We start from the raw sequence: 19,026 nt of genomic DNA, 5'->3' as shown, positions 1-19,026 counted from the left end.
TGAAGATTTGATCAGGTGCTTTTTTAAACACATAGCATGACACATTAGAAAGGAATGTACTGTATGTATAAAAAGATAATCATTGCGGTGTTTATTCTTTCCGGCCTGCTGCTTATCTTTTCTCCTTTCATAAAAGGAAGCCTCATCGCCTACTTTAGCAAAAACCAGTATGAGTCTGAATTGACTGTGGGCCAACTGCAAGAAAATAATGAGGAAGAAGCAGAATTTGATTTCGATTCCATTCAGCCGCCTACGCTAACGAAAGCTATAAAGGCGGGCTTCGATCAGGATCCGAAGGCAATAATCGGCAGGATCACCATTGAAAGTGTGGATCTGAAGCTCCCCATATTAAAAGGCACCACCAATGAAAACTTGCTTATCGGGGCGGCAACAATGCGTCCGGATCAGAAAATGGGCGAGGGAAACTATCCATTGGCAGGCCATCACCTGAAGCAGAAGAGTCTTTTATTCGGACCTCTGGCCAACATAAAAAAAGGCGCCAAAATTGTGATCACAGATTTCAAAAAAGATTATATTTACTCTGTGACATCAATAAAAATGATTTCTGAAATAGATGCAGATGTGATTCAGGATACAAAAGAAAAAGAAATTACATTAATCACATGCGACAAAGCTGTGGAAACCGAAGGACGTATCGCAGTGAAAGGGAAATTAATTGAAACTGTCGGTCATACAAATGACAGATCGATTAGCGAAATGTGAAGATGTGTGTGTGCCATTTATTTTCCCGCTTCAAATCGTTATTTAATTACAAGAAAATGAAAAAAGACTGCCTTGTGATAATAGGCAGTCTTTTTTCTAATGTAGAATATATTTGTTTTAATATGTCCATTGTTTCGCGCGTTGATCGTCGTTGACGAATGTTTTTTCGTTTTTTAGATCACGTAAGATATAAGTTCCGTCCATGATCAGAAAAACTCATCGACAGGATGGCTCCAAATGTAAAATAAGAGAGGGGATGATTTCCACTCTCTTTTATATCTTCTGCTTAAACGCCTCAATCAAATTCGCTCCTGTATAGCCCTCTTCCACAAGAGATTCCAAAATGGTTGCAGTGCCTTGCTGTTTTCTTGTCACCATTTGTCCGTAAATTAAAACCGAAATGCTTTCTTCCAGTTCAGCAATGTTCTTCACAGCTGCAGTAAGCTGGGCGGGACGGTTGCTTTTTTTGGTAATCGTCACAAACACTTTGACTTCATCTTGTTTTTTTTGAAGCTGGTCAAAAAAAGACAGGTGCTCCTTCGGAACAAGCGCTTCAATCAGCCAGTGATTTTCGCCGTCTTCTTTATTTATAATCAGTCCGTCAATAAGGGGAAACTGTTCAATTGACTTTTCTTCCTTGTCCACTCGTTCCACGTTCAGGTCAACCAGTTTAAAGGTTTTCATTTTTATCTCACCCCATTTACTTACAAAGAATTCTTAAAATGAATTATAACACATATTCATTTTCCCGTTAAAACGCTGTAATGCAGGGGAAAATTTTTTTGTACTGGTACAACATTTAATAATTTCTATTTTTTCATTATACTGTAACTGACTATGGATTACGGAGAGGTGTGTATGAATCGATTTCATTTAAAGGAAATTTATATTGACGGCACTCCGGCGGATCAGCGTTTGATTCAATGGAACGAAGCTTATATGTTAAGCCGTAAAGATATTTTTGAGGTTCATCTATATAGAAAAGAGAGGATGACTTTTATATACGAAACATATGATGGGATGGAACAGTACAAAATCCAGTTGTCGCTCCCGGAAAAGAAGCTCAGCTTTCAGTGGTTTGCATGGGACGGCTCTTCTTATGTCTGTATGAATACGCAGCACCGGTTGACATCTAATTTGTTTTTCCGGTTTTTAAAAAATACATATTTCTTTAGAGAGAAAAAGCAAAAGCTGTTTTTAGCTGAGGGAAAAATGAAAACGAAAGATAAAAACAGAGGCTGAAATCAGATTTTAAGCGTTTTTCTTTTCTCGATGCACCGTCTACAATACATGTAACCGCAAGGAGAGGAGGAATCGCATTGTTCAATCAGGTCATGCTTGTCGGACGTTTAACAAAAGACCCTGAGCTTCGGTACACTTCCGCAGGCGCGGCAGTCACACACATTACAATCGCGGTAAACCGCAGCTTCAAAAATGCTTCAGGAGAAATTGAAGCAGATTACGTCAATTGCACGCTTTGGAGAAAAACGGCCGAAAACACGGCGTTATATTGCCAAAAAGGCTCTCTCGTCGGCATAAGCGGACGGATTCAGACAAGGAGCTATGAAAATGCGGAAGGTGTCAAAGTGTACGTAACTGAAGTGATGGCTGACACTGTTCGTTTTATGGATTCTAAAGCCCGGGAAAAAGCTGCCGATTGATATCCCCCGGCTCCTCCCGCTTTATGTCCCATTCGCAATTACCTTTCTCCGCATCATCCCCTCTGTATTGACCAGTCGACCAGACTGGTTTTTTCTTTTTGTTTGATCTAGGAAAAATTGGTTCTTATGATGCATCTTTACTTAATTTTACTTGATAATATTGATTGTTATTATATAAAAACTTATAATTGCTTAAGGATAACGTTATATGAAAAGGAATGAGGGTGTGTACCAAGAAGAAAGATTAGTAGCGATTGTGGATTATTTAAAAGAGCATAACCGCATTACAACGGAGCAGATCTGTACGCTCCTTCAAGTGTCCAGAGATACAGCAAGGCGGGATCTTGTGAAGCTGGAGGAACAGAATGCTATTATCCGCACAAGAGGCGGCGCCATTCTGCCGTCTGTGCATCAGAAAATCCAAGGGTATTCCGGCCGGCTGAAAACAGTGTCCGAGGAAAAAAACAAGATTGGCAAACTCGCAGCATCACTGATCCAAAATGGCGACCGGGTGATTTTAGATGCGTCTACAACCGTTCAGGCGTGCGCTAAGCACTTGAATGCAGACGACTGTACGGTTATCACCAACTCCATTAATCTCGCGGAAGTGCTCTCAGACAAAGACGGTATCGAGATCTATCTTCTCGGTGGCAAGCTTGAAAAGGAGCACCGTTTTTTGTACGGGGCCTCTGTGATTGAAAAGCTCTCAAGCTATCACGTTGATAAAGCGCTGATCGGTGTTGTCGGTATTTCTGAACATGGCATTACGATCGAGCATGAAGAAGATGGGCTGGTGAAACGAAAAATGATTCAGCAGGCGAAGCAGGTTATCGCTCTTGCGGATTATTCAAAGCTGGGAAGCACCGGTTTTTATCAGTATGCTGAGCTGAGTGAAATTGATCTCTTGATCACAGACCGGCTGCCGGATCGAGCGTTTTGCGACTTGCTTGACCTTAATGGAGTCGAACTTCTCGTGACAGACCAGGATGAAAGAAAGGGCTGATAAACATGAAATTGATTGCGATCGACTTAGACGGAACCTTGCTGAACAGTAAGCATCAAGTAAGCTCAGAAAATGAAAAAGCTCTGCGGCAGGCGCAACGGGACGGGGTTGAGGTTGTTGTATCAACGGGGCGCGCTTATTTTGATGTCGTGTCAATTTTTAAACCGCTCGGGATCAAAACGTGGGTCATCAGTGCGAACGGCGCCGTCATTCACGACCCTGACGGCAGGCTTTACCATCAGGAAACAATCGATAAAAAACGGGCTTATGACATTCTCTCATGGCTCGAGTCAGAAAACTATTACTACGAGGTTTTTACAGACTCAGCCATTTATACGCCGCAAAACGGCAGGCAGCTCCTTGATGTTGAGCTTGACCGGCTCAAAAGTGCGAATCCAGAGGCTGACCTTTCCGTTCTTATGCAGGCAGCCGAGGTGCAATACAGTCAATCGGGCTTCGCATATATCAATACGTTTCAAGAGCTCTTTGAGGAGGATAAACAGATTGATTTTTACAACATTCTTGGTTTTTCTTTCTTCAAAGAAAAGCTGGAGGCCGGATGGCAGAGATACCAGTATGATAAAGATCTGACACTTGTCAGCTCTGCTGATCATAACTTTGAGCTTTCCTCCAAAAAGGCATCCAAGGGGCAGGCGCTTGAAAGGCTGGCAAAGCGGCTTAACATCCCAATGAATGAGACCGCAGCCGTGGGCGACAGCTTAAATGACAGATCCATGCTGGAGACGGCTGGAAAAGGCGTAGCGATGGGCAATGCGCGGGAGGACATCAAAGCGATAGCCGACGCTGTAACCCTGACCAATGATGAACACGGTATTGCCCATATGATTCGGCATTTGCTGTGAGGTTTATTTATCAAAAAAAAGTGCATCCTGAACATAACCGGCGTAACGGATTCTGTGAAATTCGGCGTGACGGCTATGAACGGAAAAAAGCTGGCTCCTTTAAGGAGCCAGCTTTTTTGTGGTTATTGTGCCTGCGCCGAGGCGCTTAATGTGAATAATTCTTCGAGCTCATCTGTGGACAGCTCGGTAATCCAGTTTTCGCTTTGGATAATTTGGTCATTCAGCGTTTGCTTGGTTTCAAGCATCATATCAATTTTTTCTTCAATTGTTCCTGTTGTAATCATTTTATGAACATGGACAAATCGCTCCTGGCCGATGCGGTATGCCCGGTCAGTGGCTTGGTTTTCAACAGCCGGATTCCACCATCTGTCATAGTGGATGACGTGGTTTGCGGCCGTTAAGTTCAATCCTGTACCGCCGGCTTTCAGCGATAATATCAGCGTCGGATATTCTTTCTTTTGAAACTTTTCGACGAGAGAGTCTCGGTCTTGTTTGGACAAGCTTCCGTTTAGGAATTGAACCGGCTCACCGAAGGTTTTTTCAAGCAATTTCTTCATCATATTGCCCATTTGAATATATTGCGTGAAAATTAAGCAGCTTTCGTTTTGATCGCGGATCGCGGTCATCAGCTCAAGCAATTTTTCAAGCTTGACCGATCTTCCCGCCAGCAGCTCGGTCTGGTCTTCTTTTAAGTAAAGCGCCGGGTGATCGCATATTTGCTTCAGCCGTCCGAGCATGCTGAGAATCAGTGCTTTACGCTGCATCCCGGTCAGTGACGACATATGTTCAAATGTATCTTTCACAAGCTGTTCATATAGGGACGCCTGTTCGGCTGACAGCGGAATAAACTCTTTTTGCTCGAGTTTGTCAGGAAGATTAAGCGCCACTTCTTCATCTCGTTTTGTACGCCGCAATAAAAACGGCCTGATTAATTGCTGAAGCTGTTCAATTCGTTTTTCGTCGTGGTCCTTCTCAATCGGGAGCACATAACGTTTGTGAAAGCCTGTCAAACTGCCGAGATAGCCTTTATTCATGAAATCAAAGATAGACCAGAGCTCAGTCAGGCGGTTCTCCATCGGTGTGCCGCTGAGGGCAATATGATGATGCCCTTTGAGTTTTCTGATGGCCCTCGATTGTTTTGTGTGCGCGTTTTTAATATTCTGCGCTTCATCCAGACAAATCGTGCTCCATGTGACAGAGGACAATTCATCCGCGTCTGTGTGAGACAGGCCGTAAGAGGTAAGGACAACGTCAGCATCTTTGTAGTATTCGGCAAATCCATCGCCTTTCTTGCGGCGCGGGCCGTAATGCAGCGCTACGGAAAGCTGGGGCGCAAAGGTTTGCAGCTCCCTCTGCCAGTTGCCGAGCACGGAAGTTGGCGCAATAATCAAAGACGGCGTCTTTTGATGTCCGCTCTCTTTAATATGAATGAAATAGGCAATCATTTGAATCGTTTTCCCTAATCCCATATCGTCGGCAAGGCAGGCGCCGAAGCCGCTTTCCCGCAGGAACAGCAGCCAATTCATGCCGTATGTTTGATAGGGGCGGAGCGTGCCCTGAAACGCGGGACTGACCTCATATTCAGGCAGATTTTCGGCGGCTGTGAGCTTACGAATCAATGATCTGAGCTGCTTAGACAGTTCGAATTGGATGCCGGCAAAAGCTGACGAATCAATTAGCTCAGCGTCTTCGGGGCCATGTTCCTGCTGGTTCATCAGCTCCCGCGACAGCACATCGGACATATGAAGGCCTTCTGATTCTGCCTGCTCCATCAGCCGTTTCATTTGTTTAATGAAGTTCGGATCAATCTTCACCCATTGTCCGCGAATATTTACAAGTCGTCTGTTGTTTACGACAAGCTCATTGAATTCGTCTTCCGTCAGCTCAATCCCGTTTGTCGCAAACCGCCAGTTAAAGTCAAGCAATGCATTCATACCGACAAATGATTCGCCGCGCGGTGTAGAAGATACTTTGGCTTTCAGCATCATGTTGCTTTCTCTGACAATCTGCCACCATGACGGCAGAAGGATTTCGACGCCCATATCGACAAGCGTCTCGCTTGCTTCAGATAAAAAAATCCAAGCCTCTTCTTCAGAGATAAGCGTGGTGCCCGAATCAAACGACAGCCAAGGGACTGTTTTATAAAAACGGTCCTGCTCCCGCGCGATTTTATCGCTGAACTGCTGCCATGATTTTTTGAGGCTCTTCAGCCCGTCAAAAAACTGTATGCTGCCGTTTTTCTTATCACGCAAAAACATTTCAATTTTCCAATCATCTCCGTCAAATTCAGGTTCGTTCAGACGGAGGCCGACGGTAAACGGAGAAGGATCATCAGACCAGCCAATCCCCTCAAGAAAATCCTTTTCATCGAGAAAATGACCGCGGAAGGTGGTGACTGCCGGATATTGTGCTTCGATTTTCTGCCATTTCTCGTTTAATTCGTCATCATATCGGATGTAATCGTGAACCGCTGCTGAAAACCAGTCCGCTGTGAAGCCTTCAAGAATGCCATCCCGATCCTTCCACCGAAATACGCCCTCTGTCCAAGCTTCATAATCGGGAAGAAAATCGCCGTCAGCAATAAATTCATAAATGGTGGAGGCCGCTTCTATTAATGGCTCTGTTTCTTCAGTCAGCTGCACGGAGCTGAACGTGTTGAACGAGTTCTTACCGAGAAGCTCTACAGCCATCCATGGCGAAAGCAGCACAGCCGTTGTGCCGATGAAGCTGACATCTTCCAGAAACGTTCCGTAAAATGAAGACTCATGCCATTGGAACAGATGCTTTTTCATTTGGCTGAGAGAAAGAGGCTGTTCCTTTTCATCAAAGCTTGACAGCGTAAAAGCCCAATCTTCCATTTGTTCGACATGAATAAGAATTTCATTAAGACTCGCCATCAATTAATTTTCCTTTCTGCAGTTCTTCTTGAAGGGCGCGCAGGCGCCTGTAATTTCCGCTTAACTGCTTGATATACCGATCCCATACTTTTTGTTTCTTCGCTTTTTTATATAAGGTGCGGAGCTTTTTCAAATGGCGTGCCGCTTCTTTATACGCGCTGCGGTTTTTCTGATCAATATAAAAGGCCACTTCGCGGTGGTAGGAAGGAATGAGCGCTTCGGGGTCGCTCGCTGAAATTTCCTTAATCATCTCTTTTTCCATTTCCCACACAGAAAACCCGACAAGGCTGTGAATCTCTATCCACTCGGCAAACCGCCGTTTTTCATACAAATAATGGCTGTATTCCGTGAAGGTATATGGAAGGCAGCCCGCGGCATAACGCTCAAACAGCGCATGGTCATTGGTTTGCTTCACATAGACATTTAAAACAAAGAACAGTTCGCTGATCACATCGCGGATTTCCTTAAAAGGTTTATCAAGCTTCGTATATCCGATGGCGATCGGTTCGATACGCTGATACCATGTCTTGAGGCGCTTCCAGTCCTTTTTTGCACTTATTTCACTCAGCCATTGGAATGTATAAGGCAGAGACTCGGGCGGAAAGTGTTCTGCCTCCCTGAAAATCACTTCATCATTTTTCTGTAAAAATTCAAGGTGCAGCTTGCCGAATTGTACCTCAGGAGAAAACCGTCTCCCTGCTTCTTTTTTTAAAACCTCATGCTCGCGCGCCACCCATTTTGGCCGGGACAACAGCGAGCTCCAGATTTCCCCGAACACACGCAGCCGTTCATACTGAAAGTAATCTTCTTTTAACAATAATCTGCGGACCACATCCGGTGTTTTTTCTAAAAAAGGATCAAGCGCAAAGGACAAGGCGTACGTTTTCAGTTTATCTATCGAATCGTATATCGTATCCATCAGTTGCTCTACGTAAGGGTTGAGAGAATAAAAATCCTTCTCAGGGTCAATCTTCCCTGATTCAATTAATGAGAACATATGAAGCCATACGGCGAGCGCTGAATGGATTTGATATAAGCTTTTCAGCTCCGGTTTCTTCGGGGCATGTTTTTTCAGTGCCGACAAGTAGCCGTAGTACAGTCCCTGCATGGTTTGGCTTCCTTCAGGCGTCCGCGTTTCCCATAAAGAAAACTCCGCCTCGAAGAAAGCGAGCCAGCTGGAAAGGGAATTTTCATTAGGAAGAAGTTTTTCCTGGAACTGCCGCCGGACAAGCTCTTTGCTTTCCTCAAGCTTTTCCCTTTCCAGCCAATCATCAGTAAAGGTACCCACCCGTTCAAATGTTGCATATACATATAAAAAAGCAGCCAGCACATGGCGGCAGATTTTTTCAGAAGGACATGAACAGCCGCTTTTGACCATAAGGAACAAGTTCAGCGTGACCCGCACAGGCACAACATCCTGCACATAAGCAGATACTTCGGTCGGGCTTTCCGCTTTTACACGATAGACCGAATCCTGCCGATATAAAATAAGCGCCCTTTTCATCAGCTGAACGTTATCCTCGTCATAAGGAAGAAGCTGTCTGATCTGTTCAGCCGCTGCCAGCACATCGTCTTTAGAAATCATATCCTGAAGCATGATTATCGCTCCTAACCGAGTCACTTAATAAAAAGATTCCAATTCCTCTATTATATCGCAACACATCGGCTCGAAAAAGTTTTTCCTAAAAAAGGACATAAAAAACTAGAACTGTCGAATGATGTATTAGACTATTGCAAAACAACAACCGGCATCATATAATAATCCTGTTTTCAACTTAATGGAAGCTGAAAGGAACCGAACGATGAATAACAAGAAGTTAAATCAAGAAGAGTTTCTGAAAATTTTGATGCATGCGCATGACATGGGAGAACAATCAACCGAGATTACTACAAAGGAAATGCTTGAAAATTTAATTTCTTATATTAAAAATGGATATGTGACGTAAGAACTCCGTGAGAATTATCGCGGGGTTTTTTTATTTCAGCCGATTCTTCCAAACGTAATACCGAGTATGCGCTTTGGTAGCACAATAATTAAAGCGTTTACAAAATTGGTGTATAAATAACCGGATGTCACCTAATGTCGTTTTTTGTCATGTGAAATGATTAGAAATGCTGTACCAAAGTTGTATAATCATAGTTGGAAAAAAATAAATTGGCAGCAACAGAAGTTCGAATCAATTATCAGATGATTTGGAGGTATCATGGGAGAAACTACTAGTTTAAAAGAAATATTCATAACCTTGAAAAAACGCGTACTTTTCATCATCTCAATCACTGCGGCAGCAACAGTTTTGAGCGGAGTCATCAGCTTCTATGCCCTCACACCAGTCTACCAAAACTCAACACAGATTCTGGTCAACCAATCAAACAGCGAACAAAAAGAGGTTCAATATAATGAAGTGCAGACAAATCTGCAATTGATTAACACGTACAATGTCATCATAAAAAGCCCGGTTATATTAGATGATGTGATTAAAGAGATGAATCTCTCAATGTCATCCGGAGAACTGAATGAAAAAATCACTGTTTCCAGTGAGCAGGATTCCCAGGTGGTTAATATTACAGTAAAGGACGAGAATGCTGAATTGGCCGCTGATATCGCCAATAATGTCGCTTCTGTCTTTAAGGATAAAGTCACTTCCATCATGAATGTGGACAATGTAAGCATTCTTTCCAAAGCGGAAGTTTCAGCCAATCCGTCTCCCGTGGAACCAAGGCCTATGCTGAACATCGCCATTGCGTTTGTTGTCGGGTTAATGGGAGGAATCGCACTTGCCTTCCTGCTGGAATACTTGGACAATACCATTAAATCAGAAGACCAGCTCGAATCTTTGCTGGACATTCCGATACTGGGCACCGTTTCAACCATAGAAAACAGGCTGAACGCAAACAAACATGTCAACGGGATTCAATCTGATAAAGGAGGGAGCGGACGTTTTGGCGCGTAAAAAAACACTACGTTCTCTGATGAGCATAAGAAATATCATTACGATGACAGAGCCAAAATCGTTGAACTCAGAGCAGTACAGAACAATTCGAACAAATATTGAATATTCATCAATAGACAGCCAGGTGAAGTCGCTGATCATCACATCAGCCGGTCCGGGAGAAGGAAAATCGACGACGGCTGCCAATCTCGCTGTTGTCTTCGCCCAACAGGGAAAAAAAGTTCTTTTAGTTGACGCAGATTTACGTAAACCGACCGTACACTTCACATTCAGGCTAGATAATGCGGACGGGTTAACATCCATTTTGTTAAAACAAATCTCATTTGAACAGGCTGTGCACCCTTCCGAAGAGAACAATCTGGATATTTTGACGAGCGGCCCCATCCCGCCGAACCCGGCAGAGCTGCTGTCTTCAAAAGGAATGGAAGACCTGCTGGAAAACATATATGAATGCTATGACATGGTTATTTTTGATACACCGCCTCTATTAGCGGTGGCAGATCCTCAAATCTTAGGAAACTATGTCGATGGTTCAATCATGGTGGTTTCGAGCGGAAAAACTGATAAAGAAAAAGCGGCAAAAGCAAAAGAGGTACTGGCAACATGCAAAAGCAAGCTGCTTGGAGCGGTGATGAACGGAAAGAAAATAACAAAGAATTCGTACTACGCCTACTATGGTAACTGATCATGCAGCATAAAGAATAAAAATAAATAGCGTGCGCTGCCCGTTATTTATTTTTGGGGCAACAGTAGGTCTAATATCCTATTAGGAGGACATTCGCATGGTTGATATCCATTGTCACATCCTCCCGTCAATGGATGATGGGGCAAAGCAATATTCAGAAAGTTTAGAGATGGCGAGAGCGGCGTCCAGTCAAGGAATCGCCACAATCATTGCGACACCGCATCATAAAAACGGCAAATATGAAAACGATCCAAAGGCAGTCAGACAAGCAGTCGGGCATTTGAACGAGCTTTTAATAAGGGAACAAGTGCCGCTGAACGTCCTGCCGGGCCAAGAAATCAGATTATACGGAGAGTTGGCGGAGGACATGACGGCACATCGGCTTCTTTCGCTGAACGATACGAAATATATTTTAATTGAGTTTCCATCAGAGCAAGTCCCCAGATATGCCGAACAGCTTTTTTATGATTTGCAGGTAAAGGGGTATATCCCTGTCATCGCCCACCCCGAACGAAATAGAGAAATTCACGAAAACCCGTCCTTGCTGCATAACCTTGTGAAAAAAGGCGCGGCAGCCCAAATTACAGCCGGCAGTCTTGCGGGGGCTTTTGGGAAACGGATAAAGAATTTCTCGCTTCAGCTGGCAGAAGCACACTTGGTTCATTTCATAGCGTCAGATGCGCATAATTTGAAAGCCAGAGATTTTCGGTATCAGGACGGGCTCGATGTTCTTCGTAAAAAATTAGGCGCTGAGTACACATATATGATGACGGAAAACGCTGAGCTGCTGCTCCAAAACAAAACGATATACAAAGAAACCCCGGTACATGTTAAACGAAGGCATTTTTTAGGATTGTTTTCGTTATGAAAAAGTGACACCGCGAGAAAAACAGGAGGGGGACACAGGCTGCATATTGCGGTAAAGGCTGTCGTGCCGTTAGCGGATGATATTGGCTGATTGGGGGAATGGGCTCCGTTTTGGGTCTCGCTGTTAAGCGTATTGTTTATCGCGGTGGTGATTTTAATTAAGCTGGAAGATCCGGAAGGGCCTGTTATTTTCACACAAGAACGAAGTGACTGGGGTCGGCGATCATGTGACCATCGCCAGCGGCGTGAAGTTGATCACGCATGATGGAGGGCATGAATCCTCAGGGATTAATTTAACAAACATCCATATTCTTATTCTTGTTGCGGAATTCATGATAGGATTTTTTCATAAGATAATAGCATAAGCTGCAAAACAGCAATTGAACTGGTGGAGGGAAACAATGAAAATAACAGTGATCGGCACAGGCTACGTCGGGCTTGTGACAGGTGTTTCTCTTTCAGAAATCGGCCACCAAGTGACGTGTATTGATATTGACACACGGAAGGTCGAGGAAATGAGGAAAGGAATTTCACCTATTTTTGAGCCCGGACTTGAAGAAATGATGAAAAAAAATATAGCGGAAAAACGGCTGAGCTTTGAAACAAGCTACAAAAAAGGACTGTCCCAGTCGGAAATCATATTTATAGCCGTCGGCACACCGCAAAAAAACGACGGTCATAGCAATCTTGAATATATTGAAAAAGCGGCCGCAAGTATTGCCGAGCATGTGAAACAAGATGCCATTGTGGTTACGAAAAGCACGGTGCCTGTCGGAACAAATGATGATATAAAGAAACAGATAGAGGAACACCTTGTATCCCCCGTGAATATTTCAATCGCTTCCAATCCGGAGTTTTTGCGCGAGGGCTCGGCGATAAAAGATACGTTCCACGGAGACCGTATCGTGGTCGGAGCTGACGATGATAAGACCGCTGAGACTCTGGAGCAGGTATTTCTCCCGTTTGGCGTTCCGATTTATAAAACGGATATCAGAAGTGCGGAAATGATTAAATATGCGTCTAATGCTTTCTTGGCAACGAAGATCAGCTTCATTAATGAAATATCAAATATTTGTGAGAAAGTTGGCGCTGATATTGAATCTGTCGCCTGCGGAATGGGCCAGGACAAACGAATCGGAAGCCAGTTTTTGAGAGCGGGCATCGGATATGGCGGTTCTTGTTTTCCGAAAGACACAAACGCCCTAGTTCAAATTGCCGGAAATGTAGAGCATGACTTTGAAATTCTGAAATCGGTCATCAAAGTCAACAACAACCAGCAGGAGATGCTTGTTGATAAGGTGCTGAACCGTCTCGGCGGGGTAACGGGCAAAACGATTGCTCTTTTAGGGCTTTCCTTTAAGCCGAATACGGATGACATGAGAGACGCACCGTCCATTGTTATTGCTAACCGATTGGCTGCGCTTGACGCCAATATCAAAGCATATGATCCGATTGCCGTCAGCCATGCGAAACGGCTGCTTCCTGAGGCGGTGACATATACGAAAACCATAGAAGAGGCTGTAAAAGACGCGGATGCGGTAATGATTTTAACGGATTGGGAAGAGATTAAGCAATTTTCTTTATCAGCTTATAAGGATGTAATGAAAGAAGCGATTATATTTGACGGCCGGAATTGCCATGAGCTGGACGAAGCGGTCAAGGCCGGTGTGGAATATGTATCAGTGGGGAGAAAGACGGTTGTTCCCGGGACAAAGTGAAAGTGAGACTGGCAGCTTGCGGTCCCACTTTCTTTTTTTTGCGGCTATGAATCGTTTATATCATTGAGATTGCTGCTGCGATCTGGTTCATTCCGGAATCAGTTTGTAAATCAGCCAAGTAATCGCCCCGCAGATAAATGTAATAAGGGGAAAGATGATCAGCCAACTGATTAATTGAGAATCCCCCGACCCGGCGGTATACATAAACAAGAGCAATATCAAAAAAACAGTGAGCGGCATTGACCAAAGACTGTGCTTTTTGAATATCAGAGTGCCGAAGATTCCGAATACAATGGCGGAGAGAAATGGAAAAACAATGAAAAACATCATCATGGGACTGAATATGCTCATTCGTTGACCTCATTTCAATGAATGATATTCAATTATTATATGAAAATATCCATTTTTTTCAAATGAGTAAGAACTAATAGACAAAAGAGACTGGCCGTCTCATTAGCCCTCTGTTTTTATTGTCAAGCGCCTTTTGTACCGCGACTTTCACCCTTTTTATAAATGTTCTCTGTCTGTTTCGGGATATCAAGTGGAAAAACAAGTCTTTATACCTTGTTTTTAGGCTGGTTTTGAGCATATAAGCTGGGTAAAATAAGCATTTTACCCTATTTAAGCAGCCTTGTAACTATTTTAAAATATAATATATGGAAATAAAACGTGAAAAAGCCTATCATCACAAAGCATTCCGTAAGGCTTTTTGAGTATGAAGAGGTGATGCAGATGAGTTATGCAAGCTATTTAGCTGATATCAAAAGTTCGCTTAATGGAAAAATTTCCGACGTAGAAGACAAGATTGAAAAGCTGAAAAAAGCAAAAAAGGATATAGACACGCTGCAAGAAGAAGCAATTACTGAAATTAAAGAAATTGTAAAACCGGAATTGGGACAGCACTGGAAAGGAACAAAAGCGGATGATTTTGATAAGGGAAGAGAAGATGCCAAGTCGGAAGCATCCAAGATTGTGAATAATAAATATAACGAGTATATGTCTTCCATACAGATGAAGGTTGTGGGGCTTGAAGCGGATAAACTTCTTTATACCGGAGAATTGTACGCAGCAAACCTTGCTGGCGAAACGCTTGCTAAGGGAGAAGAGTTCTTAGATGAAGCAGCCAAACAAATAAATAAACTGAAATGGTGGTGATTCTTTCTCATGTCTGAAATTAAGCTGAAGTACGATACAGTGATCAAAACATTGGAGTCTGTCAAAGACGCGCTGGCTGATGTGACAATCGGTGCCGCCGGCTCCAATGGGAAAAACAAACTCGACTATACGTCAAAGTATGATAAACGAGAAGAAAACATCCGTACCATGCTCGGAGATTACAAGAAAGCGGTGCACAAAAACATCGAGGATACGAAAGACAATGTTGATTCACTCAAGGAACAAGACGAGGCGATAGCCGTAAAATAGCGTAGAAAGGGCAGTGCGATGAGCAAAGTATTTGAATCACAATCTTTAATAGATGAAGCGGAGAAGAGAAAAAAGCAATATGAAACGTTTGAAGAGCAGCTGAACACGCTGAAAAAAGCGTTTCAAGGCGTTGCTGATTTAGGTGATGATTTTAAAGGAAAAGGCGCAGACAATATTAAAGATTTCTTTCAAGGACAAGCGGAAATCGTTGACAGCTGGCTGACGCTTGTCTCCTCTCAAATTGCGTTTTTAAAAGGCATTTCAGGTGACATTAAAGATCAAGAACTCAGTGATTCTTATGTAGAGACTTCGTTTTTGGATCATGAGCTGCCTAACGGAGATCTAAAAGCGTCAGAGATTGTCTCCGCCCACAAAGCGGAAATCGATTCCATTTTGTCAGGCATCAGCGATATTATCGATCTGGACATGTATTCGCTTGATCATTACGCCGATAAGATGGACAATGCCCAGAAGACCAGACGGGATACGATTACGGCAGTCGATCAACTTGATGAATCACTGACAACTGAGTATCAAAATTTAGAATCTCTGGATAACGCAGTGCTCAGCAAGTATTCTGTTTTAATGCAGGCAACCAGCAACGGAAAAAGCGCAACCCCTATGTACTATGACAAAAAAGCCTTCCACAGCAATGAAGTCTATAAAAGCGTAATCGAAGTGGAGAAACAGGGAACCTCTTATATTGAGGCAAAAGAGCAGCAAGCCGAAGCAAGACGGCTTCAGGAAAAAGCAGAAGAAGAAGCGAACAAACCGTGGTACGAAAAAACATGGGACGGAATTTGCACCTTTACCGGTGAAGTCTCCGGCTATTATGATTATAAAAGAGCGACGGAAGGCGTTGACCCGGTTACCGGAGAAAAACTCTCCGCCGCAGAACGTGTGACAGCAGGAGCGATGGCCGCGGCTGGATTCATACCGGTCGTCGGCTGGGCAGGCCGCGCCTTCAAAGGCGGAAAAGCCATCTACAAAACCGGAAAAGCTGCAATCGCGGCAGAGCACGCTTTGGACGCCTACAAAACAGGCAAATCCTTAGACATTCTCAAAATGTCAGAAATGGGCGCATACGGCCTTATTGCTTCAAACGGATTCTCAGAAGCTGTGACAGGACGGGATATGTTTGGGAATAAAGTGTCTGAGGAGAAGCGGAAGCAAGGAGCGCTGGAAGCGGCTTTAAGCTTAGTTGGCGCAGGTGCATTGGCGAAACACATTGACAAAGGCATCCCGCTTGCAAAATCACCACAAGTGATAAAAGCTGAAAAAGGGAAAAAGATTTTTGACCAAGTAAAAGAATTCAAAGTGCCAACGAATGTAAAAATTCGCGTCCATAAGACTGTCACACCGGATGGGGCGACTTTCCCTATTGTTCATGCAGATGTGAAAACGAAAGCTGTTAAAGATCTTGGGATTGTGAAGATGATGGGGAAATGGAGTAATGGTGGCGAATATGATCGGATTAGAGGATATACAGGTAGAGATCTTTCAAAATACGATAATAAGTATTTAATCGATCCTAGGCTTGTAGTAGAGATGAATTTTAAGGGGAAAGGCAAATCTGGAACAAATGCAGCTGGCTGGGAAAGAAATGCGAAAAAATTTTTTAACACGTTACTTAAAAGTAATCCTGAGTTTTGGAGTGCTGAAAATATTGCTAAGATTAAAAGAGGAAGAGTTCCAGTTGTTGATGAGCAATTTATAAAACATTTTCCACAGTATGCAGATTACTTAAAAGACCCTATGAGACATCATCATATTGGAGAAGGAGGTCAAGCAGCAGCTTTACCTAAAAGCTTGCATCCTGGATATGGCGGTATTCATAATGTCGAAAAAGAATGGGGAATTACCGGAGTAGATGATCAAATTGCGAATAGACTAGAAACATTCAGAAAAGAATCAGGAAGGTGACAATGATGTTATTACCAGAAGAATTTAATAGAAACTGGGATGTTAATAAAAATGGTCCATTATTAAAGTTTTTATATGATGATCTAATAGAGACTCCTTTTTCGGAGGAATTTAAACGATTTTTATCTTTAGGTGGCTTACCTGAAACACCTCCACCTTATTTAGATTTTACTTCCTCTCAATCATCATTTAAACCAATTACGAGTATCTTTGATATGTCGGAAGCATTTCGAAAATATTGGTTGTTAGGATCCACTGGTTCTGGAGATCCAATATGTATTATTGAAAATAACGAGAGAATCGTTTATCTAAATAATGGTGATGAATATAAAGAAGTATTTATTAACTCTTCAATAAATCAATTTGCAGAATGTATATTACTTTTCTCAGAAATGATTGACAAGGCTATACAAATCAATGGTGAGGATGCCTTTCTTGATAATGACATTCCGGAATATGTAATAGAGTGGTTGAAAGAAGAACTCAAAAGAGTAGACTCAAATTGTATAAAAGAAGGAAGCTTTTGGGATATTGAAATAGAAAATTTATATGAATAATTATTACCTTTATAGGCTGATGCCTGTTAAAGGCCCCTTTGAAATGAAGACTAAAAGAACGACTTATAGATCTGACGAATACAAAAAAGTCAACTTATCTAATTTAACGGATGTTATATCTCCTAATATAGTTAATGTTGACGATTGTTTTATTCTCGACCTAGAGTATGAGTTAACTGATAGTCCAACTATAAATTGGAATAGAATTTTGAAAATGTATGGTGATAAAACGGGGTATGAAGCATCCTGTAATGAGCTCCGCATAAACGATTATTTAGACTACAGTGATTTGTCCGATGAAGAGATTTTAATTTACGCGCTTCAGGTTATGGATGGCTGGGAAAATCATTTAAATGAGAAATTTCCTGAGCATAAATTTGTTGTGGTATTAAGTATCGATGAAGGTTTTGCGACACTTAGATTTTATAAATATAGAGAAGAGGAAAGCAGTTGGCTAAAGGAGGATAGTGAAGAGTACGGAAACGAAGCTATCCTAGTAAAAGAAATTAACTGTGATAATGATATTTAACCGTAAAAGCCTTGGACAGGATTTGTATTCAAACTATTTCAAAACGGTAAGCTAATGTATTTTGTTTCTAATAAGAATGAATGAAACGCATCGATTGGTTTTATTTTTCACCTTGATTGGCTTTTGAAGCCTTTCAAGGTTTTTTATGTTTAGAATATTGTTTTCTGTTCTATAAAGCTTAAATACCTGCTGGGGGCTACGTCCCTGTCCAAGAGAAAAACTCTCCGCCGCAGAACGTGTGACAGCAGGAGCGATGGCCGCGGCTGGATTCATACCGGTCGTCGGCTGGGCAGGCCGCGCCTTCAAAGGCGGAAAAGCCATCTACAAAACCGGAAAAGCCGCGATCGCGGCAGAGCACGCTTTGGATGCCTACAAAACAGGCAAATCCTTAGATATTCTCAAAATGTCTGAGATGGGCGCATACGGCCTTATTGCTTCAAACGGATTCTCAGAAGCTGTTACAGGACGGGATATGTTTGGGAATAAAGTGTCTGAGGAGAAGCGGAAGCAAGGAGCGCTGGAAGCGGCTTTAAGCTTAGTTGGCGCAGGCGCATTGGCGAAACACATTGACAAAGGCATCCCGCTTGCAACCCATACAAAAGTTCAAAAAGCGAATACAATCCTGGAAAAAGCAAAACAATTCCAAGTTCCAACAAACGTCCGGGTTTACGCAGAACGTCCAGTAACTACGAACGGCTTTACGTTCGGGTTCCCAACAGTTCGTGTCGATGTTGGGACGAAATCTGTTAAAGATCTTGGGATTGTGAAGATGGCGAGTAATGGTGGTCGCAAGGGAAGTTCTCACAAGCCTAATATCTCTGAAAGTCACGATAAAGTAGCACATGGTGGGTATTATGGTCGTAAAGAACTGCGAACGATTCTTAATAATGCTTCGTTCACTCCGCATGGACATAAACATGTAAAAGCCAAAACACCTGAAGAAGCAAAACGCTTTAGTATGACAGGTGGAAAAGCTGCTCAGTACTTACCGGATGTTAATAATAAAGCTTTAGAAAGAGAAGCGCTTCTAAAAGGTCATATTATTGATAATGGAAATAATAATTATTACTTTATCTATGATGCAGGAAAAACCATTGGCTATGATCTAGGTACACCAACTAGTTGGATCAGAGCTGAGTTTTCTGGTGGTGAATATCATGGTCATCCGATTGCTGGAAGTAGATTAGATAAGTATTTAAAACAACTCGGTGTAGATAAGTAATA

General features: G+C 42.7%; 20 protein-coding genes and 1 pseudogene. 17 read left to right on the top strand and 4 right to left on the bottom strand.

Features of this window, described 5'->3' with window-relative positions; genetic code table 11:
• The first annotated feature begins 63 nt into the window (after window positions 1–63).
• Window positions 64–723: a class A sortase gene (locus AAHT65_RS03985; protein ID WP_315916075.1), complete on the top strand. Its 660-nt coding sequence runs from the start codon at window positions 64–66 to the stop codon at window positions 721–723.
• 273 nt (window positions 724–996) lie between these two features.
• Here the strand turns inward: AAHT65_RS03985 and AAHT65_RS03980 are convergent, their stop codons facing one another.
• On the bottom strand, window positions 997–1,407 hold the full coding sequence (locus tag AAHT65_RS03980) for a YwpF-like family protein (RefSeq protein ID WP_061570879.1): 411 nt from the start codon (window positions 1,405–1,407) through the stop codon (window positions 997–999).
• A gap of 174 nt (window positions 1,408–1,581) precedes the next feature.
• On the opposite strand from AAHT65_RS03980, the gene AAHT65_RS03975 reads away from it, so the two are divergent.
• The 4 genes from AAHT65_RS03975 (at window position 1,582) to AAHT65_RS03960 (ending at window position 4,250) form a co-directional block, all read left to right on the top strand.
• Window positions 1,582–1,965: a hypothetical protein gene (locus AAHT65_RS03975; RefSeq protein WP_106044688.1), complete on the top strand. Its 384-nt coding sequence runs from the start codon at window positions 1,582–1,584 to the stop codon at window positions 1,963–1,965.
• A gap of 77 nt (window positions 1,966–2,042) precedes the next feature.
• Window positions 2,043–2,384: a single-stranded DNA-binding protein SsbB gene (gene ssbB, locus AAHT65_RS03970; protein ID WP_061570877.1), complete on the top strand. Its 342-nt coding sequence runs from the start codon at window positions 2,043–2,045 to the stop codon at window positions 2,382–2,384.
• Window positions 2,385–2,610: 226 nt separating this feature from the next.
• Complete coding sequence (locus AAHT65_RS03965) at window positions 2,611–3,387, top strand: DeoR/GlpR family DNA-binding transcription regulator (protein WP_061570962.1); 777 nt, start codon at window positions 2,611–2,613, stop codon at window positions 3,385–3,387.
• A 5-nt stretch (window positions 3,388–3,392) separates the two neighbouring features.
• A complete protein-coding gene (locus tag AAHT65_RS03960; protein WP_094232887.1) occupies window positions 3,393–4,250 on the top strand; it encodes a Cof-type HAD-IIB family hydrolase in 858 nt (285 codons plus the stop codon).
• A gap of 122 nt (window positions 4,251–4,372) precedes the next feature.
• Here AAHT65_RS03960 and AAHT65_RS03955 read toward each other — a convergent pair whose 3' ends face one another.
• On the bottom strand, window positions 4,373–7,147 hold the full coding sequence (locus AAHT65_RS03955; RefSeq protein WP_343311016.1) for a DEAD/DEAH box helicase: 2,775 nt from the start codon (window positions 7,145–7,147) through the stop codon (window positions 4,373–4,375).
• Window positions 7,134–8,744 (bottom strand): SWIM zinc finger family protein, encoded by a 1,611-nt coding sequence (locus AAHT65_RS03950; RefSeq protein ID WP_106272488.1) that lies wholly within the window; start codon window positions 8,742–8,744, stop codon window positions 7,134–7,136. Before AAHT65_RS03950 ends, AAHT65_RS03955 begins: the two co-directional genes overlap by 14 nt.
• 205 nt (window positions 8,745–8,949) lie before the next feature.
• On the opposite strand from AAHT65_RS03950, the gene AAHT65_RS03945 reads away from it, so the two are divergent.
• The 6 genes from AAHT65_RS03945 (at window position 8,950) to AAHT65_RS03920 (ending at window position 13,368) form a co-directional block, all read left to right on the top strand.
• A complete protein-coding gene (locus tag AAHT65_RS03945) occupies window positions 8,950–9,093 on the top strand; it encodes a hypothetical protein (protein WP_003326621.1) in 144 nt (47 codons plus the stop codon).
• A gap of 258 nt (window positions 9,094–9,351) precedes the next feature.
• Window positions 9,352–10,098, top strand: coding sequence for a YveK family protein (locus AAHT65_RS03940; RefSeq protein WP_061669128.1), 747 nt, complete (start codon window positions 9,352–9,354; stop codon window positions 10,096–10,098).
• A 19-nt stretch (window positions 10,099–10,117) separates the two neighbouring features.
• Entirely contained in the window at window positions 10,118–10,783 is a 666-nt protein-coding gene (locus AAHT65_RS03935) for a CpsD/CapB family tyrosine-protein kinase (RefSeq protein WP_034718218.1), read from the top strand.
• Between the two features lie 97 nt (window positions 10,784–10,880).
• Window positions 10,881–11,651, top strand: a complete 771-nt coding sequence (locus AAHT65_RS03930; protein WP_327853312.1) for a tyrosine-protein phosphatase — start codon at window positions 10,881–10,883, stop codon at window positions 11,649–11,651.
• Window positions 11,652–11,741: 90 nt separating this feature from the next.
• Entirely contained in the window at window positions 11,742–11,915 is a 174-nt protein-coding gene (locus AAHT65_RS03925) for a hypothetical protein (protein ID WP_343311015.1), read from the top strand.
• Between the two features lie 136 nt (window positions 11,916–12,051).
• On the top strand, window positions 12,052–13,368 hold the full coding sequence (locus AAHT65_RS03920) for a UDP-glucose/GDP-mannose dehydrogenase family protein (RefSeq protein ID WP_343311014.1): 1,317 nt from the start codon (window positions 12,052–12,054) through the stop codon (window positions 13,366–13,368).
• An 87-nt stretch (window positions 13,369–13,455) separates the two neighbouring features.
• Here the strand turns inward: AAHT65_RS03920 and AAHT65_RS03915 are convergent, their stop codons facing one another.
• Window positions 13,456–13,719, bottom strand: coding sequence for a hypothetical protein (locus AAHT65_RS03915; protein WP_013390673.1), 264 nt, complete (start codon window positions 13,717–13,719; stop codon window positions 13,456–13,458).
• A 381-nt stretch (window positions 13,720–14,100) separates the two neighbouring features.
• Between AAHT65_RS03915 and AAHT65_RS03910 the strand changes: the two genes are divergently transcribed.
• The 6 genes and pseudogenes from AAHT65_RS03910 to AAHT65_RS03885 form a co-directional block, all read left to right on the top strand.
• Window positions 14,101–14,523 carry a YwqH-like family protein gene (locus tag AAHT65_RS03910; RefSeq protein WP_035175555.1) on the top strand — a complete coding sequence of 141 codons (423 nt, stop codon included), beginning with the start codon at window positions 14,101–14,103 and terminating at the stop codon, window positions 14,521–14,523.
• A gap of 9 nt (window positions 14,524–14,532) precedes the next feature.
• A complete protein-coding gene (locus tag AAHT65_RS03905) occupies window positions 14,533–14,793 on the top strand; it encodes a YwqI/YxiC family protein (protein WP_088118118.1) in 261 nt (86 codons plus the stop codon).
• Between the two features lie 18 nt (window positions 14,794–14,811).
• Window positions 14,812–16,716 (top strand): T7SS effector LXG polymorphic toxin, encoded by a 1,905-nt coding sequence (locus AAHT65_RS03900; protein ID WP_343311013.1) that lies wholly within the window; start codon window positions 14,812–14,814, stop codon window positions 16,714–16,716.
• A gap of 5 nt (window positions 16,717–16,721) precedes the next feature.
• Complete coding sequence (locus tag AAHT65_RS03895) at window positions 16,722–17,273, top strand: SUKH-4 family immunity protein (RefSeq protein ID WP_088118525.1); 552 nt, start codon at window positions 16,722–16,724, stop codon at window positions 17,271–17,273.
• Window positions 17,266–17,802: a hypothetical protein gene (locus tag AAHT65_RS03890; RefSeq protein WP_223254956.1), complete on the top strand. Its 537-nt coding sequence runs from the start codon at window positions 17,266–17,268 to the stop codon at window positions 17,800–17,802. The genes AAHT65_RS03895 and AAHT65_RS03890 overlap by 8 nt, the downstream gene beginning before the upstream one ends.
• Before the next feature lie 208 nt (window positions 17,803–18,010).
• Window positions 18,011–19,024, top strand: a pseudogene (locus AAHT65_RS03885) (T7SS effector LXG polymorphic toxin); the annotation flags it as partial.
• Between the last annotated feature and the right edge of the window lie 2 nt (window positions 19,025–19,026).

Source organism: Bacillus atrophaeus (assembly GCF_039519175.1).
Classification (GTDB): Bacteria; Bacillota; Bacilli; order Bacillales; family Bacillaceae; genus Bacillus; species Bacillus atrophaeus.
This window is presented reverse-complemented; position numbering and strand designations above follow the sequence as displayed.

Coding starts and splice junctions, on each gene's coding strand:
- AAHT65_RS03985 (WP_315916075.1), top strand. CDS start 64: ATGTATAAAAAGATAATCATTGCGGTGTTTATTCTTTCCGGCCTGCTG.
- AAHT65_RS03980 (WP_061570879.1), bottom strand. CDS start 1,407: ATGAAAACCTTTAAACTGGTTGACCTGAACGTGGAACGAGTGGACAAG.
- AAHT65_RS03975 (WP_106044688.1), top strand. CDS start 1,582: ATGAATCGATTTCATTTAAAGGAAATTTATATTGACGGCACTCCGGCG.
- AAHT65_RS03960 (WP_094232887.1), top strand. CDS start 3,393: ATGAAATTGATTGCGATCGACTTAGACGGAACCTTGCTGAACAGTAAG.
- AAHT65_RS03955 (WP_343311016.1), bottom strand. CDS start 7,147: ATGGCGAGTCTTAATGAAATTCTTATTCATGTCGAACAAATGGAAGAT.
- AAHT65_RS03950 (WP_106272488.1), bottom strand. CDS start 8,744: ATGCTTCAGGATATGATTTCTAAAGACGATGTGCTGGCAGCGGCTGAA.
- AAHT65_RS03945 (WP_003326621.1), top strand. CDS start 8,950: ATGAATAACAAGAAGTTAAATCAAGAAGAGTTTCTGAAAATTTTGATG.
- AAHT65_RS03940 (WP_061669128.1), top strand. CDS start 9,352: ATGGGAGAAACTACTAGTTTAAAAGAAATATTCATAACCTTGAAAAAA.
- AAHT65_RS03935 (WP_034718218.1), top strand. CDS start 10,118: ATGAGCATAAGAAATATCATTACGATGACAGAGCCAAAATCGTTGAAC.
- AAHT65_RS03930 (WP_327853312.1), top strand. CDS start 10,881: ATGGTTGATATCCATTGTCACATCCTCCCGTCAATGGATGATGGGGCA.
- AAHT65_RS03920 (WP_343311014.1), top strand. CDS start 12,052: ATGAAAATAACAGTGATCGGCACAGGCTACGTCGGGCTTGTGACAGGT.
- AAHT65_RS03915 (WP_013390673.1), bottom strand. CDS start 13,719: ATGAGCATATTCAGTCCCATGATGATGTTTTTCATTGTTTTTCCATTT.
- AAHT65_RS03910 (WP_035175555.1), top strand. CDS start 14,101: ATGAGTTATGCAAGCTATTTAGCTGATATCAAAAGTTCGCTTAATGGA.
- AAHT65_RS03905 (WP_088118118.1), top strand. CDS start 14,533: ATGTCTGAAATTAAGCTGAAGTACGATACAGTGATCAAAACATTGGAG.
- AAHT65_RS03900 (WP_343311013.1), top strand. CDS start 14,812: ATGAGCAAAGTATTTGAATCACAATCTTTAATAGATGAAGCGGAGAAG.
- AAHT65_RS03895 (WP_088118525.1), top strand. CDS start 16,722: ATGTTATTACCAGAAGAATTTAATAGAAACTGGGATGTTAATAAAAAT.
- AAHT65_RS03890 (WP_223254956.1), top strand. CDS start 17,266: ATGAATAATTATTACCTTTATAGGCTGATGCCTGTTAAAGGCCCCTTT.